The organism is [Actinomadura] parvosata subsp. kistnae, from assembly GCF_900323885.1.
GTDB lineage: Bacteria > Actinomycetota > Actinomycetes > Streptosporangiales > Streptosporangiaceae > Nonomuraea > Nonomuraea composti.
This window is the reverse complement of the sequence record NZ_OOHJ01000023.1, coordinates 508,873-522,931: the sequence shown is the minus strand read 5'-3', so window position 1 is coordinate 522,931 and position 14,059 is coordinate 508,873. Positions and strand designations below refer to the sequence as shown.

Genomic DNA, 14,059 nt, shown 5'->3' with positions numbered 1-14,059 from the left:
AAATTTGCAATTCGTGAAGGGGTTGTCAGAGTAACAATTTCACCCCCTCTCACCTGCTTAAACTCCTCCCGCCATGCGATATCCGCAGGGGGCGTGAGACCGGGTGACTGTGTGAGACGGCTGGGTGGATCAGCCGGGCAACATCCCGAAGCCCTGCTCGGCCGCGCGCACGGCCTCCGCCTCGACCTCGGCCATGGGCCGGCCGTCGGCGAGCAGTTGCCAGTTGCGCCGCGCCAGCACCCGCTGGGTGGCGACCGCCTGCCCGGCGAGCAGCCGCGCGGTCAGCTCGTCGGTGGTCTCCGCCAGCGCCTCGGCCAGCGCCTCCTCGTCCTCGGCCATGAACTGGTGGAGCCGCCCGAGCAGGCTGGGCGCGCCGAAGAACACCAGCCGGTGGTAGGCCACCACCTCGGGGTCGTCGTTGAGCCCGGTGACGGGGTCGTGCCGGGCCAGCCCGTCGAGGAAGTGCCGGCGCAGCGCCGCCACCGGCCGCTCCCCCTCGGCCCGCGCGCGCACGACCCGGGCGGGCTCGCCGAGGTGGTCGGTGATCCGGTGCAGGACGAGGTCCTCTTTCGTGGCGAAGTACTTGAACAGGGTCGGCTTCGACACCCCGGCCGCCGCGGCGATCTCCGCCACGGACACCTCGTCGAAGCCGCGCTCCAGGAAGAGGGTGATGGCCGCCGTCGAGATGGCCTCGCGCACGCGCCGCCGCTGCAGCTCCCGAAGTCCCGTCATGAGCACAGCCTAGCAAAGTGTTAACCTGGTTAATATCTTAACCGAGTTAACACTTCTGGGAGGTGTGATGGCGACGCTCGACGACGAGCGGGAGTACGTCGAACGCTGCAAGGCCGGCCTGCGCCGCATGCTGGACGGCGCGCGGAACAACGTGATCGTCGGAGAGACCGTGGCCGGCGACCGCTACAGCGCCGAACGCCTCGGCCGGCACCTCAAGAGCCTGGCCAAGGAGCTGAGCGAGGAGCCCGAGGGCCCGCCGTTCTTCGGGCGGCTCGACTTCGGCCCCGGCTCCGCCGAGCACGCCGGCCGGGCGTACCACATCGGCCGCCGGCACATCACCGGCGAGCACGGCGGCCCGCCCGTCGTGATCGACTGGCGCGCGCCCGTCTCCCGCGCCTTCTACCGGGCCAGCGCCCGCGACCCGCAGGGCGTCGACGTGCGGCGCCGCTTCGGCTGGTCCGGCACCACCCTCACCGGCTTCGAGGACGAACGCCTCTCGCGCGGCGAGGAGGGCGAGAGCAAGATCCTCGCCGCCGAGATCGAACGCCCCCGCGTCGGCCCCATGCGCGACATCGTCGCCACCATCCAGCCCGAGCAGGACGACCTGGTCCGCGCCGGCCTCGACACCACGATCTGCGTCCAGGGCGCCCCCGGCACCGGCAAGACCGCGGTCGGCCTGCACCGGGCCGCGTACCTGCTCTACGCCCACCGGCAGCGCCTCGAACGCGCCGGCGTGCTCGTCCTCGGCCCCAACCGGGCCTTCCTGGGCTACATCTCGGCCGTCCTGCCGGCGCTCGGCGAGGTGGACGTCGAGCAGACGACGCTGGAGCGACTGCTGGCCACCGTCCCCGTCACGGCCACCGACGACGAGGCAACGGCCGTGGTCAAGCACGACGCCCGCATGGCGCGGGTGCTGCACAAGGCCCTGTACGGGCGGATCGCCAAGCCGGCCGAGCCGGTCGCGGTGCCCGACGGCTCCTACCGCTGGCGGGTGTACGAGGACGAGCTGCGCCGCGTCGTCGACGACACCCGCCGCGAATCCCTCCCCTACGGCGTCGGCCGCGAACGCGTCAGGGCCCGCGTCGTCGAAGCCATCCGCCGCCAGGCCGAGGCACGCGGACAGACCGCCAACGCCGCCTGGCTGCGCAAGATCGGGCGCGGCGTCACCCCGTGGCTCGACCAGGTCTGGCCGTCCGCAAAACCGGAGGAGGTCCTGTACGAGCTGCTGCGCGGCCCCTCCCCCGGCGCCCCCGACCCCGCCGCCGGCCTGCTCACCGACGCCGAACGCGCCGCCCTGACCTGGCGCAGGCCCCCGCGCAGCGCCAAGAGCGCCAAGTGGTCGGCCGCCGACCTGGTGCTGCTCGACGAGCTCGCCGCCATGATCGAACGCCCGCGCGGCTACGGCCACGTCATCGTGGACGAGGCCCAGGACCTGTCCCCCATGGAGTGCCGGGCCGTGGCCAGGCGCAGCGAGCACGGCTCGCTGACCGTGCTCGGCGACCTCGCCCAGGGCACCACGCCGTGGGCGGCCACGTCCTGGCCCGAACGCCTCGAACTGCTCGGCAAGCCCGACGGCCGGGTCATCGCGCTCACCACCGGCTTCCGGGTGCCCGCCGCCGTCGTGGAGCTGGCCAACACCCTGCTGGCCGCCCTGCCCGTGGACGTCCCCGCCACCCGCTCGTACCGCTCCGACGGGCGGCTGCGGGTGCTGCGGGTGCCCGGGCTGGAGAAGGGGGTGGTGGAGGCGGTGCGGGAGGCGTTCGCGTTCGAGGGGTCGATCGGGGTGATCACGGCGGACGCGGACACGGAGGCGATCACCGCCGCACTGTGGAACGAAGGCCTCGACGTGAACGGGTGCCTCAGCGTGCTGCCGGCCTCTTTGTGCAAGGGGCTGGAGTACGACCACGTCATCGTCGCCGAGCCCGCCGCCATCGTGGAGGCGGAGCGGCGCGGGCTCAACCGGCTCTACGTCGCCCTCACCCGCGCCGTCTCCCGCCTCGACGTCATCCACACCCGCCCCCTTCCGCCGCAACTCGCCCATGCCTCCTGAAATGCACATATTTCTCGACATGACGCTTCCGCCCGGTGTGTGATGTGTGCACCCTCCGAAAGGAGCCCCGCGTGCCCCCACCGCCCGCCGCCGACCACCCGCCGGACGCGGGCCGCGCGTCAGGCGAGGACCACTCCCCCGACGCCGGCGACACGCCCTCCGCCGACCGGAGCGGCCCGCCGAGCGGCGGTGGCACGCCCGGCGGCAGCAGCCCGTCTGAGGGCGAGGACACGAGCGCACGGAGCGACGCCACCGACGACGCCGGCGCGGCCACCGCTGGCACCCCGCCTCATGGCGCCGACGCCTCACATGGCACAGGCCACGCGCCCCGCGCGACCGATCGCGGTGGCGCGGCCGACGGCGGTGCCCCGCCCGGTCCGGGCGACGGTGCCGTGTCCGGTCTCGGCGGGGCGGTGCGGTGGGTGCAAGGGGCCGGGGTGCGGGGGCCCAAGGTGGTGGATCAGGTCGCGTCCGTGATCGGGTGCGTCTGCGGGGCCGTGGCCGTGCTCTACCTGCCGGTCCTGTTCGGCCTGGCCGGGGTCGTGCTGGGGGTCGTCGGGCATGTGCGGGGCGAGCCCCTGGGGCGGTGGGCCGCGATCGCGGCGGGGGCCGGGATGCTGCTGGGGACGTTGCTCAGCATCCTGCTCACCCCGCGATGACCCCGCAGCTCACCTTGCGATGACCCCTCAGGTCACCTCGCGATGACACCCTCAGGCGGCGGCCAGCGCGACGGTCGGTGACAGGCGGGCGGCGCGCATGGCCGGGTAGATGCCCGCAGCCGTGCCGATCACGAGGGTGGCGACGACGGCTCCGCCGAGCGCCCAGGGCGGCACGACGGCCGGCCAGCCACGCGACACCGCGTACACGGTGGTGGCCAGCGCGCCGAGGACGGCGCCCGCCACCCCGCCCAGTGCCGACAGCAGCAGCGACTCCGCCAGGAACTGGACGCGTACCTGCCCCCGGGTGGCCCCCAGGGAGCGCCGCAGCCCGATCTCGCGGCGGCGTTCCAGGACCGAGATGACCATGGTGTTGGCCACGCCGACCCCGCCGACGAGCAGCGCCACCGCGCCGAGCCCGAGCAGCAGGCCGGTGAAGGCGCCCGCGGCGGCGGCCTTGGCCGCCAGCGCGTCCGACGGGCGGCTGACGGTGACCTCGTCGGGGCTCTCCGGGTTGACGGTACGGGGCAGCGCCTCGCGCACCTGCTCCACCGTCGCGTCGGAGGAACGCTCGTAGATGCTGGTGGGGTAGCCGTCGAAGCCGAGCAGTTCCCGCGCGGCGGGGAAGCCGACCAGGGCGGAGCGCTCGATCTCGGGAGAGAGCGGCATCGGCCCGAGTATCCCGATGACGGTGAACCACCGCCCGCCCATCCACACCCGCACCCCGGTCCTGGCCAGGCCGAGCCGTTCGGCGGCGGTCGCGCCGAGGACGACGGCCGGTTGCCGGGCCGTGGCGTCGTTCAGCCAGGCGCCCTTGACCACGGCGCCCTCCAGGGTGTCCAGCAGGCCGGTGCTGGCCGCCTGGACGGCGATGCCGCCGGTGACGGCTTCGGGGATGCGGTCGTTGCGGCGCACGGTGGCCTCGACGGTGCCGGTGGCGGCGGCGGTGCGGACGGGGCGGATGCGTTGCACCATGGCCAGCGCCGTGGTGGGCAGCTTGGCGTCCTCGCCGAACATGGTCCTGCCCGGGGTGACGGTGAGCAGGTTCGTGCCGAGCCGGTCGAGCTGCCGCAGGAGCTGCTCGCGGGACGACGACGAGATGCCGATCACGGCGATCATGGTGGCGATGCCGATGGCGATGCCGAGCGCGGACAGCACCACCCGGGTCGGCCTGGCCCGCAACCCGGCCGCCCCGACCCGCACCACGTCGGCGACCCCGAGCCGCCCCGGCACCAGCGGCTCGTCCACCCGCCACACCGGCTCGTGCCGCTCCGCCCCCGGCCGCTCCACTCCAGGCCGCCCTGGCTCGGACCGCTCCGGTCCTGGTCGCCTCAGCGCCGGCCGATCCGAGGCGGGCGGGGGGTTCGGGGTGTCGTCCGTCATCAAGGGGCTCCCTTCAGCAGGGCCACGGGGCTGAGGTGCTCGTGCTCGTGGCCGTCCACGATCAGGCCGTCGCGCAGGCGGACGCGGCGCAGGCACCAGCCGGCGATCTCGGCGTCGTGCGTGATGATCGCGACCGTCGTCCCGGACTCGTGGAGCGCGGCCAGCACGCGCAGGACGTCCCCGCCCGCGGCCGAGTCGAGGTTGCCGGTCGGTTCGTCGGCCAGGAGGAGCGGCGGATCACCGGCGACGGCGCGGGCCACCGCCACGCGCTGTTGCTCGCCGCCGGACAGCTCGGAGGGGCGGTGCCGCAGCCGGTGGCCGAGCCCGACCCGCTCCAGCGCGGCGGCGGCCCGCTCGCGCCTGGCGCGCCGGCGCAGGCCGGTGTAGAGCAGGCCGTCGGCCACGTTGTCCAGGGCGCTGACGCCGGGCGCCAGGTGGAACTGCTGGAAGACGAACCCCATGTGGCGCGAGCGCAGCGCGGACAGCTGCCGGTCCGTCAGCCGCGCGACGTCGTGCCCGGCGACCCGGACGGTGCCGGTGGTCGGGCGGTCGAGGGTGCCGATGAGGTGGAGCATGGTCGATTTGCCGGACCCGGACGGGCCCACGATGGCGAGCAGGTCGCCGCGCTCGACGGTCAGGTCCACGCCGCGCAGCGCGTGCACGTCCCCCGGGTAGGTCTTGCTCACCCCGCACAGCTCCACGATGCGCTCCCCCGGCCCGCCGCCTTCCCGGCCGCGCTCAGGACCACGCTGAGAGCCGGGCTCGTGGCCGCGCTCGGGGTCCCGCTCAGGGCCGCGCTCGTGGCCGCGCTCGTGGCCGCGCTCAGGGCTGGGGCCGGGGCTGGGCTGGGCGCCGGGTGCGGGCGTGCTCATGTGGCCGGCACCCCGACCTTCATGCCTTCGGCCAGCCCCGGCCCTTCGACCTCCACCAGCCCGCCCCCGAACGCCCCCGTGCGCACCGCGACGACCCGGGAGGTGCCGCCCTCGACGACCTCGACGCCGTAGCCGCCCTCGCGCAGCGCCAGCAGCGCCTCGACCGGGACGGCCAGCACGTTCTTGTGCCGCTCGCTCTGCATCTCGACCTCCACCGGCGCCTGGTCGAGCCGGCTCCTGGGCGGTTTGGCGAGCGTGATCTCCACGTCGATGGTGGTGGTGGGGTCCTGCTCGTCGCCGGAGGTCTCGGCGACGGTGCCGACGGAGGTGACGGCGCCCTTGGCGCGCTCGCCGCCGGGCAGCGTCACGGTCACGGGGGCGCCCTTGCGGGCGAGTGCCTGGTCGCCGGTGTCGAGGTCCACGTGGACGAGGCGGCGCAGGCCGCTGACGGTGAGCGCCTGCCGCCCCGGCGTGGTCCTGTCGCCGAGCTCGGCGTCGACGCCGGTCACGCGTACGGCGGCCGGCTGGAAGACGACCTGGGCCGCGTCGACCCGCCCGGTCTCCGCCAGCCCGCGCTCGTCCTGCCACTCCTTGACGGCCTGCTCGGTGGCGTAGCTGAAGTGGTCGTCCACGGTGAGGTAGTCGCCGTGGCCGAGCGCCTTGAGGTTGCGTTCGAGCTGCTCGACGTCGGGCCCGTCGGACACGCCGCGCTGGAGGGTGCGGTAGAGCGGCAGCCGCCCGTACATGAGGACCAGGGGTTTCCTGTCCACCTTGAGCAGCGGTCGGCCGCGGCGGATCACCGCACCCTGGGCGGGCGCCCAGGTCACCGTGCCGGAGGCGCCGGAGGGGATCCGGCGTTCGCCCGCGTACGTCAGCGAGCCGGACACCGTCTTCGTCTCCACGAGGTCCTGCCTGGTCACGTCGGCGGTGGCGGGGACCGGCGGCCTCGACGGTGTCGCGGCGCCGGGTCCTACGTCGTTGAGCGCGGCGACGGCGGTCCAGGTCGCGGCGAGGGCCAGCAGGGTGCCGCCGCCGAGCAGGAGGCCCTTCCTCATGGGGTCTCCTTCTTGGCGAAGCCGGGCGCGTACTCCTCGCACGCCTTCTGCGCGGCCTCCAGCTTCTCCTTCGACTGGCCCCTGCCGTCGAACCGCAGCGGCTGGCCGGGCTGCGGGTCGGCCATGTCGATGCCCTGCTTGCGCATGCACTGCGCGAACTTGACCAGCTGGTCGAACCCGGCGGCGTCGGCGGGCCGTTCCCCCGCGTTGACGACGGCGTCCATGATGGGCCGGCAGGCTTTCTGCGCCTGCTCGACCTTCTTCTGGTCCATGCCCTTGGGGATCTTGAGCATGATCCGGCCCTCCTGCGGGTCGGGCATGTCGATCCCGTGCTCGCGCATGCACTGCGCGAACTTCAGCGCCGCCTGGTCCGGGTCCAGCGACGCCGACGGGCTGGCCGCGGGCGTCGCGGACGCCGTCCCGCCGCCCGCGCTGACCACGCCGTCGTCCTGGGCGGCGGGGGCGCCGCACCCGCTCAGTGCCAGTGCCGCGGCGGCCAGCAGTAGCCGTGCCTTCATGAGTCCTCCTTCTGAAGGTGCGGCCCCACTTCAGACGACGGGGTGCTAGAACCGGATAAACCCTTATCCGCCGCTAACACGTGATCCGCCACGCTCGGGGCATGCGAGTGCTGGTCGTCGAGGACGAAGAGCGGTTGGCGGACGCGGTCGCGCACGGTCTGAGGCTGCACGCGATCGCCGTGGACGTCGCCTACGACGGGCAGGAGGCGCTGGAGATGGCGTCGTACGTCGGCTACGACGTCGTGGTGCTCGACCGTGACCTGCCCGGCGTGCACGGCGACGACGTGTGCAGGCGGCTGCGCGCGGACGGCCGGGGCGGGCGGGTGCTCATGCTGACCGCCGCGGGCCAGATCCGCGACAAGGTGGGCGGGCTGGCGCTGGGGGCGGACGACTACCTGGTCAAGCCGTTCGCGTTCGCCGAGCTGGTGGCGCGGGTCAGGGCGCTGGCCCGGCGCTCGGCGAGGTCGGCGGCGCCGCTGCTCGAACGCGGCGGCATCGCGCTCGACCCGGCCCGCCGCACCGTCGCCAGGGACGGCCGCCCGGTCTCGCTCAACCGCAAGGAGTTCGACGTGCTGCGGGTGCTGCTGAGCGCGGACGGCGCGCTGGTCACCTCCGGCGAGCTGCGCAGAAGCGTGTGGGACGAGTACGCCGAGCCCGGCACGGGCGCGCTGCGCGTCACGATCACCTCGCTGCGCAAGAAGCTCGGCCTGCCGGCGGCGATCCACAACGTGCCCGGCAAGGGATACCGGCTGTGACCGCCCGTGCTCTGCGGTGGTGGAACGCCCGGCGGTTACGGCTGCGGCTGACCCTGCTGTTCGGCGGGATGTTCCTGGTCGCGGGCTCGATCCTGCTCTGGCTCACGTACTGGATCACCGCGCGGGCCCTGGCGCAGAAGTTCGCGGTCGGCCCCGTGCGCGTCACGGGCCCGCCGCCGGGGGCCGCCGCGCCGGCGCCGTACCCGGCCGAGGGGGACGTGGTGTTCCGGGCCGAGATCGAGTACCGGGTGGACGGCGTGCTGAGCGAGATGGTGCGCTGGTCGATGCTGGTGATGATCCTGGTGGGGATCATCGCGCTGCTGCTCGGGTACGTGGTCGCGGACCGGGCGCTGCGCCCGCTGGACCGGGTGACGGAGACGGCGCAGCGGCTGTCGGAGAGCACGCTGCACGAGCGGATCGGGCTGCGCGGCCCGCCCGACGAGGTGCGGCGGCTGGCCGACACGTTCGACGCGATGCTCGACCGGCTGCGCCGGGTGTTCGACGCGCAGCGCCGCTTCATCGCCAACGCCTCGCACGAGTTGCGCACGCCGCTGGCCGTCAACCGTACGGTGCTGGAGGTGTCGCTGGAGGAGCCGGCGGCGTCGGAGGACCTGAAGGCGCTGGCCAGGGCGCTGCTGGGCACCAACGCCCGCTACGAGCGGCTGATCGAGGGGCTGCTCCTGCTCGCGCAGTCCGAGCAGGAGCTCACCGTGCGCAGGGCGGTGGACCTGGAGCAGGTGGTGCGGACGGTGCTGGAGCAGATCGACCCGCGCTCGCGCAAGCGGCCGGTCACGCTGCACCAGGACCTGCGGCCCGCGCTGGTGGAGGGGGATCCGCTGTTCCTGGAGCGGTGCGTGGTCAACCTGGTGGAGAACGCGATCAAGTACAACGTGCACGGCGGGCACGTCTGGCTGACCGTCGCGGATGGCTCGATCGTGGTGGAGAACACCGGGCCGCTGGTGCCCGCGTACGAGGTGGAGGACCTGTTCGAGCCGTTCAGCCGGCTGCAGGGCGACCGGGTGCGCTCCTCGCAGGGCTCGGGGCTGGGGCTGTCGATCGTGCGGGCCATCGTCAGCGCGCACGGCGGCACGGTGACGGCGCGGGCGCGCTCCGAAGGCGGGCTGCGGGTGGAGGTACGGCTGCCGCGCGCGGCGGCGTGAGATCCTGGAGCGGTGCTGACGCCCATCGACACGCTGCGCGAGCAGGTCACCGCCCGGCTGGCCGCCTTCGAGCGCAGGCAGGTGCCGCCGGCCGGCGGGGTGCGCAGGGCCGGCGTCACCGTGTGCGTGCTGGAAGACCGCGACGGCGCCCCGTACGTCGTGGTGATCAGGCGGGCCGCGCGCGGCCGCAACCCCGGCCAGTGGGCGCTGCCCGGCGGGCGGGCCGACGACGGGGAGCGGCCTGAGGACGCGGCGCTGCGCGAGCTGGCCGAGGAGACCGGCATCACCGGCGTCCAGGTGGCCGGGCTGCTCGACGACTTCGTCACCGACTCCGGGTTCGTGATCACGCCGGTGGTGGCGTTCGGCGGCCGGCAGCGGCCGGTGCCCGACCCCCGGGAGGTGGCGTCGGTGCACGCGGTGCCGCTGGAGCGCTTCCTCGCGCCGGGGGTGCCGCGCTGGCGGGGCGAGCTGCTGCAGATGCCGCTGGGGCCGTCCATCGTGATCCACGCGCCGACGGGGGCGATCCTGTGGCAGTTCGCGGAGGTGGCGCTGCGGGGGCGGGAGCAACGCGTCTTCGATGTGGCGCAACCGCACTGGACCAGGACATAAGCCTGCCAGGGGCGGCCCGAGGGGAGAGCGCGATTACCTTCAGGGCCGGGCGGTGTGCTTAACTCAAGATTGCCGATGTGGTTAGTGTCCCCCGGGCCGCAAATTACCGCCTTCACGGAATACCGTCCGGCTGGAGCCGTGTTGTGCACCTCGCCGAGGAGGCGACCGCCACATCGGCCTAACAGCTTTTCCCAGGCGTCCCGCCGCACCGGCGGGGCGCCTGCCCTATGGTGGGGTGGCCACCGGCCCGATGATCAGGAGAGCTCGTTGCTGTACGAAGTGGTCAAGTTCGCCGCCGCTCCGCTCGCGCACGCGATGTGCAAGCCTCACATCTCGGGCGCGGCCCACGTGCCGAGGAGCGGGCCCGCGATCCTGGCCGCCAACCACCTGTCGGTCCTCGACTCGTTCCTGCTGCCGGCGCTGCTGCCCCGGCACGTGACGTTCACCGCCAAGAACGAGTACTTCGACGGCAACCCCGTCTCCGGCTTCTTCATGCGGCTGGGCGGCAGCCTGCCGATCGACCGGGAGAGCGCGCACGCCGCGCAGGCCATGCTCGACGACGCCGCCGCGCTGCTGGAGCGGGGCGAGCTGTTCGGCATCCACCCCGAGGGCACCCGCTCCCCCGACGGCCGCCTCTACCGCGGCAAGGTCGGCGTGGCCTGGCTGACGCTCAAGACCGGCGCGCCGGTGCTGCCGGTGGCGCTGCGCGGCACCGAGAAGGTGCTGCCGTTCGGCTCGAAGGTGCCGAGGCCGGCGCCGATCGGCATCACCATCGGGGCGCCGATGCGGTTCGAGGGCGAGCACACCAGCGCGCGTGACCGGCGGCGGGTGACCGACGAGATCATGGCCGCCATCCAGCGGCTGTCCGGCCAGGAGTACGTGCCGACGTACGCGGCCAGTTACAAGGCTTCCAATGGAATGTCCTGATTTGGACGCTAGGCTCTGACACCTGTCGTCGAGAAGCAGGGGGCTGATCAGTGGCGCGGGGTCGTACGATCGCGATCGTGTCCGTGTCGGCCGTGCTCGCGGTGGGGGCCGCGGCCGGTGGCGCGTACTACGTACTGCACACGAGAGGCACGCCGGCCGAGACCGCGCAACGCTTCGCGGCGGCCTGGCAGGCCGGTGACAAGACCGCCATGGCGGCCCTGCTGGCCACGCCGAAGCAGCTCACCGCCTACGACCAGCAGCGCACCGCGCTCGCCGTCGAGTCGGCCGCGATCAAGCTGGGCAAGGTCACCGAGGGCGACGGCCGCGCCAGCGTCCCCTACACCGCCACCCTGAACATGAAGAACGTCGGCGAGTGGACCTACCAGGGCAGGATCGACCTGGTGGTGGCCGACCGCACGTGGAAGGTCGACTGGAAGCCCGCCACGCTGCACCCGTCGATGACCGAAGGAGCCACGTTCTCGCTGGAGACGAAGTGGCCGCAGCGCGCCGAGATCACCGACGCCGACGGCGGGCGCATCGACACCGGCACGGTCGGCGGCTCCGTGCAGCAGCTCGTCGGCTACCTCGAGAAGGCGACCAAGAAGGACGTGGCCAGGCTCGGCTCCTCCTACAAGGTCGGGCAGCCCATCGGGGCCCACGGGTTGCAGGCCACCTTCCAGGAGCAGCTCGCGGGCACGCCCACCACCGAGATCAAGCTCGGTGACAAGACGCTGGAGACCATCGAGGGCACCGAGGGCAAGCCCGTCGAGACCACGCTCGACCCGAAGGCGCAGGCCGCCGCCGTCACCGCCGTCAAGCACATGAAGAAGCCCACGTCCCTGGTCGCGATCAAGGCTTCGACCGGCGAGATCCTGGCCGTGGTCAACAACGTGGGCGGGTTCAACCGGGCGCTCGACGGCCGCTACCCGCCCGGCTCCACGTTCAAGGCGGTCACCGCGATCGGGCTGCTCGCGGCCGGCGTGTCGCCCCAGGACACCGTGACCTGCCCCAAGAACGTCAACGTCGGCGGGCTGCCGATCCGCAACTCCGACGAGGAGGCGTTCGGGTCGATCTCGTTCCTCGACTCCTTCGCCCACTCGTGCAACACGACGTTCGCGCCGCTGGCGAAGTCGAAGCTGGGCGCCGACAAGCTGCTGGAGGCGGCCGAGGACGTCGGCTTCAACCAGCCGCTGAACATCGGGGTGCCCGCCACCAGGCCCAGCTTCCCCAAGGCCGAATCCGACGCCGAGCTGGCCGCCGAATCGTTCGGCCAGGCCCGCATCACGGCCAGCCCGCTGTCGATGGCCTCCGTCGCCGCCGCCATCGCCGACGGCACCTGGCGTCCCCCGACGCTGGTGCCCGCGATCAAGCAGAAGGCCGAGGAACGCAAGCTGCCCAGCGGGGTGAAGGCCGGGCTGCACTCGATGATGTCGGCCGTCGTCACCAAGGGCACCGCCAAGTCGGCGGGGCTGCCCGCCGGCACCCACGGCAAGACGGGCACGGCCGAGTTCGGCACCGGCGAGAAGCTGGACACGCACGCCTGGTTCATGGGGTTCAAGGGGGACGTGGCCTTCGCCGTGGTCGTCGAGGGCGGAGGCGGCGGCGGCGCGGTGGCCGCGCCGGTCGCGGCCACGTTCCTCAAGAACCTCTGACGCGTGCCGGTCGCTCAGCAGCCGGCGCGCCCTCGGCGGGCGGTGACGGGCTGACGGCGCTCAAGCTCCCGCGAGCCGGGCGTGACGGACGCTCAAGCTGCCGGGAGCCGGGCTGACGGACGCTCAAGCTGCCGCGAGCAGGAAGCGGCGGATCTCCGCCGCCACCTGCTCCGGCCGGCCGCGCTGGGCGGCGTTCTGCGTGGCGCCGTGATCGAGCCCTACCAGCTCCACCCGCCGCGCGTGCGGCAGGACGCCTTCCAGGCCGGCGAGCGCGGCCCGCAGGTGGGGCCGGCTCCTGGTGCCGCCGAGCAGCAGCGTCTCGACCTCGACCGGCCGGTACTTCGCCAGGTCCCCGGTGGCCTCGGCCACGAGCGTGATGTCCTGCCGCTGGGTCGGGGCCAGCTCCCCGAACGTCGGTTCCGCACCCCCGCCCTTGTCCTGGCTTTTCAGCATCAGCCCCGTCAGCCATTCCTGCACGGGGCGGGGCAGCGCGGCGAACAGCGGCGGGGCGAGCCGGGCCGCCCGCATGCCCGTGACCAGCGCCGCCGCCGTCCTGCCCGCGGCGATCTCCCGGTCGAAGCGCTCCAGGACGCCGCCCAGGTCGACGTCACCCAGGCCCAGCGGGGGCTCGAACAGGACGGCCTTGCTCAGGGCGCCCGGACGGGCGAGCGCGGTGTGCAGGGTGATGATCGCGCCGGAGCTGACGCCCACGGCGTACCGGGCGCCGGTGGCCCGCAGCACCGCGTCGAGGTCCTCGACCTCGCGCTCGATCCCGTACGCCGCCCCGGCGGGGCCGCTGCCGCCCCGGCCGCGACGGTCGGGGAGGTAGCAGGTGAACTCTGTGGATAAGGCGCGGGCCAGGTCGATCTGGCTGTGGCCGGTCTGCATGGCGCCGTGCACGATCACCAGGCCGGGGCCCTGCCCGACCTCGCGATAGCTGATCGTGGTGCCGTCGGCGGCCGTGATGGTGCCGGTGGTGCTGGTCGTGGCCATACTCATTCCCCTTCTTCCGGGCGGCCGCGCTCCGCGAGGGCCGCCACGTCGGGCGACATCTCGCCTGACTGGTGGTATGTCCGCCATTCCTCCTGGCCGGGGAACGTGCCCCCGTCCAGCTCGGCCAGCACCGAGGCCACCCAGGCGGCCTGGGCCTCCAGCAGCGCCAGCGCGTACTCCGACTCGACGAGGAACAGCCGCGGCACCTCGGCCCGGTGTGCCTCCAGCTCCCGCCGATCCGCTTCGATCCGCTCCTCCAGCAGCTCCAGCCGCCGCCGCAGCAGGGAGGCGACCTCATCAGGGCCGAGCCCGCCCATCACCGACAGGCCCGCCTCGAACGCCGACGGCTCCCGGCGCGGCTCCGCCAGCAGCTCCCTGGTCCAGTCGTCGGCCTCGCGGCGGCCCGCGTCGGTGACCCGGTAGACGGTCCGCTCGGGGCGGGCCCCCTGCCTGCCGCTCTCGACCGCCTCCAGCAGGCCGTGTTTCTCCAGGTTGCGCACGACGGTGTAGAGGGACCCCCACTTGATCGGCATGTCCTGGTCCTTGCCGCGGGCGCGCAGGACGGAGGCCATCTCGTAGGGGTGCATCGGGCGCTGGGTCACCACGGTGAGGACGGCCAGCGCCAGCAGGTTGCTCACCGGACGCCGTCGGGGCATCTCCGCTCACCGCCTTCGTTTCTTTACTCGTCTGCGAGTAT

At 73.4% G+C, this 14,059-nt stretch carries 14 protein-coding genes; 7 read left to right on the top strand and 7 right to left on the bottom strand.

Going from position 1 to position 14,059, the window contains the following annotated elements; genetic code table 11:
* Positions 1-129 precede the first annotated feature (129 nt).
* A complete protein-coding gene (locus KIS93_RS53860; RefSeq protein WP_080037681.1) occupies positions 130-732 on the bottom strand; it encodes a TetR/AcrR family transcriptional regulator in 603 nt (200 codons plus the stop codon).
* A gap of 67 nt (positions 733-799) precedes the next feature.
* On the opposite strand from KIS93_RS53860, the gene KIS93_RS53855 reads away from it, so the two are divergent.
* Complete coding sequence (locus KIS93_RS53855; protein ID WP_080037680.1) at positions 800-2,782, top strand: HelD family protein; 1,983 nt, start codon at positions 800-802, stop codon at positions 2,780-2,782.
* Between the two features lie 71 nt (positions 2,783-2,853).
* Positions 2,854-3,441: a hypothetical protein gene (locus tag KIS93_RS63990; RefSeq protein WP_080037679.1), complete on the top strand. Its 588-nt coding sequence runs from the start codon at positions 2,854-2,856 to the stop codon at positions 3,439-3,441.
* A 51-nt stretch (positions 3,442-3,492) separates the two neighbouring features.
* On the opposite strand, the gene KIS93_RS53845 is transcribed toward KIS93_RS63990, so the two are convergent.
* The 4 genes from KIS93_RS53845 to KIS93_RS53830 are packed head-to-tail and all read right to left on the bottom strand — an operon-like array spanning position 3,493 to position 7,266.
* Positions 3,493-4,821: an ABC transporter permease gene (locus KIS93_RS53845; RefSeq protein WP_080037678.1), complete on the bottom strand. Its 1,329-nt coding sequence runs from the start codon at positions 4,819-4,821 to the stop codon at positions 3,493-3,495.
* On the bottom strand, positions 4,821-5,693 hold the full coding sequence (locus tag KIS93_RS53840; protein WP_155126743.1) for an ABC transporter ATP-binding protein: 873 nt from the start codon (positions 5,691-5,693) through the stop codon (positions 4,821-4,823). The genes KIS93_RS53845 and KIS93_RS53840 overlap by 1 nt, the downstream gene beginning before the upstream one ends.
* On the bottom strand, positions 5,690-6,748 hold the full coding sequence (locus KIS93_RS53835) for an efflux RND transporter periplasmic adaptor subunit (RefSeq protein WP_080037677.1): 1,059 nt from the start codon (positions 6,746-6,748) through the stop codon (positions 5,690-5,692). The genes KIS93_RS53840 and KIS93_RS53835 overlap by 4 nt, the downstream gene beginning before the upstream one ends.
* Positions 6,745-7,266 (bottom strand): hypothetical protein, encoded by a 522-nt coding sequence (locus KIS93_RS53830; RefSeq protein WP_080037676.1) that lies wholly within the window; start codon positions 7,264-7,266, stop codon positions 6,745-6,747. The genes KIS93_RS53835 and KIS93_RS53830 overlap by 4 nt, the downstream gene beginning before the upstream one ends.
* Before the next feature lie 101 nt (positions 7,267-7,367).
* On the opposite strand from KIS93_RS53830, the gene KIS93_RS53825 reads away from it, so the two are divergent.
* The 5 genes from KIS93_RS53825 to KIS93_RS53805 all read left to right on the top strand — a co-directional run bounded on the left by KIS93_RS53825 (position 7,368) and on the right by KIS93_RS53805 (position 12,369).
* The gene (locus tag KIS93_RS53825; RefSeq protein ID WP_080037675.1) at positions 7,368-8,021 is read left to right on the top strand and encodes a response regulator transcription factor; all 654 of its coding nucleotides are present in this window, start codon (positions 7,368-7,370) and stop codon (positions 8,019-8,021) included.
* Positions 8,018-9,181 carry a sensor histidine kinase gene (locus KIS93_RS53820; RefSeq protein ID WP_080037674.1) on the top strand — a complete coding sequence of 388 codons (1,164 nt, stop codon included), beginning with the start codon at positions 8,018-8,020 and terminating at the stop codon, positions 9,179-9,181. Before KIS93_RS53825 ends, KIS93_RS53820 begins: the two co-directional genes overlap by 4 nt.
* A 12-nt stretch (positions 9,182-9,193) precedes the next feature.
* Positions 9,194-9,790, top strand: a complete 597-nt coding sequence (locus KIS93_RS53815) for an NUDIX hydrolase (RefSeq protein WP_080037673.1) — start codon at positions 9,194-9,196, stop codon at positions 9,788-9,790.
* A 267-nt stretch (positions 9,791-10,057) separates the two neighbouring features.
* The gene (locus KIS93_RS53810; protein WP_230466062.1) at positions 10,058-10,717 is read left to right on the top strand and encodes a lysophospholipid acyltransferase family protein; all 660 of its coding nucleotides are present in this window, start codon (positions 10,058-10,060) and stop codon (positions 10,715-10,717) included.
* 77 nt (positions 10,718-10,794) lie between these two features.
* The gene (locus tag KIS93_RS53805; RefSeq protein WP_230466061.1) at positions 10,795-12,369 is read left to right on the top strand and encodes a penicillin-binding transpeptidase domain-containing protein; all 1,575 of its coding nucleotides are present in this window, start codon (positions 10,795-10,797) and stop codon (positions 12,367-12,369) included.
* A gap of 123 nt (positions 12,370-12,492) precedes the next feature.
* Here KIS93_RS53805 and KIS93_RS53800 read toward each other — a convergent pair whose 3' ends face one another.
* Both KIS93_RS53800 and KIS93_RS53795 read right to left on the bottom strand, forming a co-directional pair.
* Positions 12,493-13,362, bottom strand: coding sequence for an alpha/beta fold hydrolase (locus tag KIS93_RS53800; RefSeq protein WP_186404982.1), 870 nt, complete (start codon positions 13,360-13,362; stop codon positions 12,493-12,495).
* A 2-nt stretch (positions 13,363-13,364) separates the two neighbouring features.
* Positions 13,365-14,018, bottom strand: coding sequence for a PadR family transcriptional regulator (locus KIS93_RS53795; protein WP_080037670.1), 654 nt, complete (start codon positions 14,016-14,018; stop codon positions 13,365-13,367).
* Positions 14,019-14,059 lie beyond the last annotated feature (41 nt).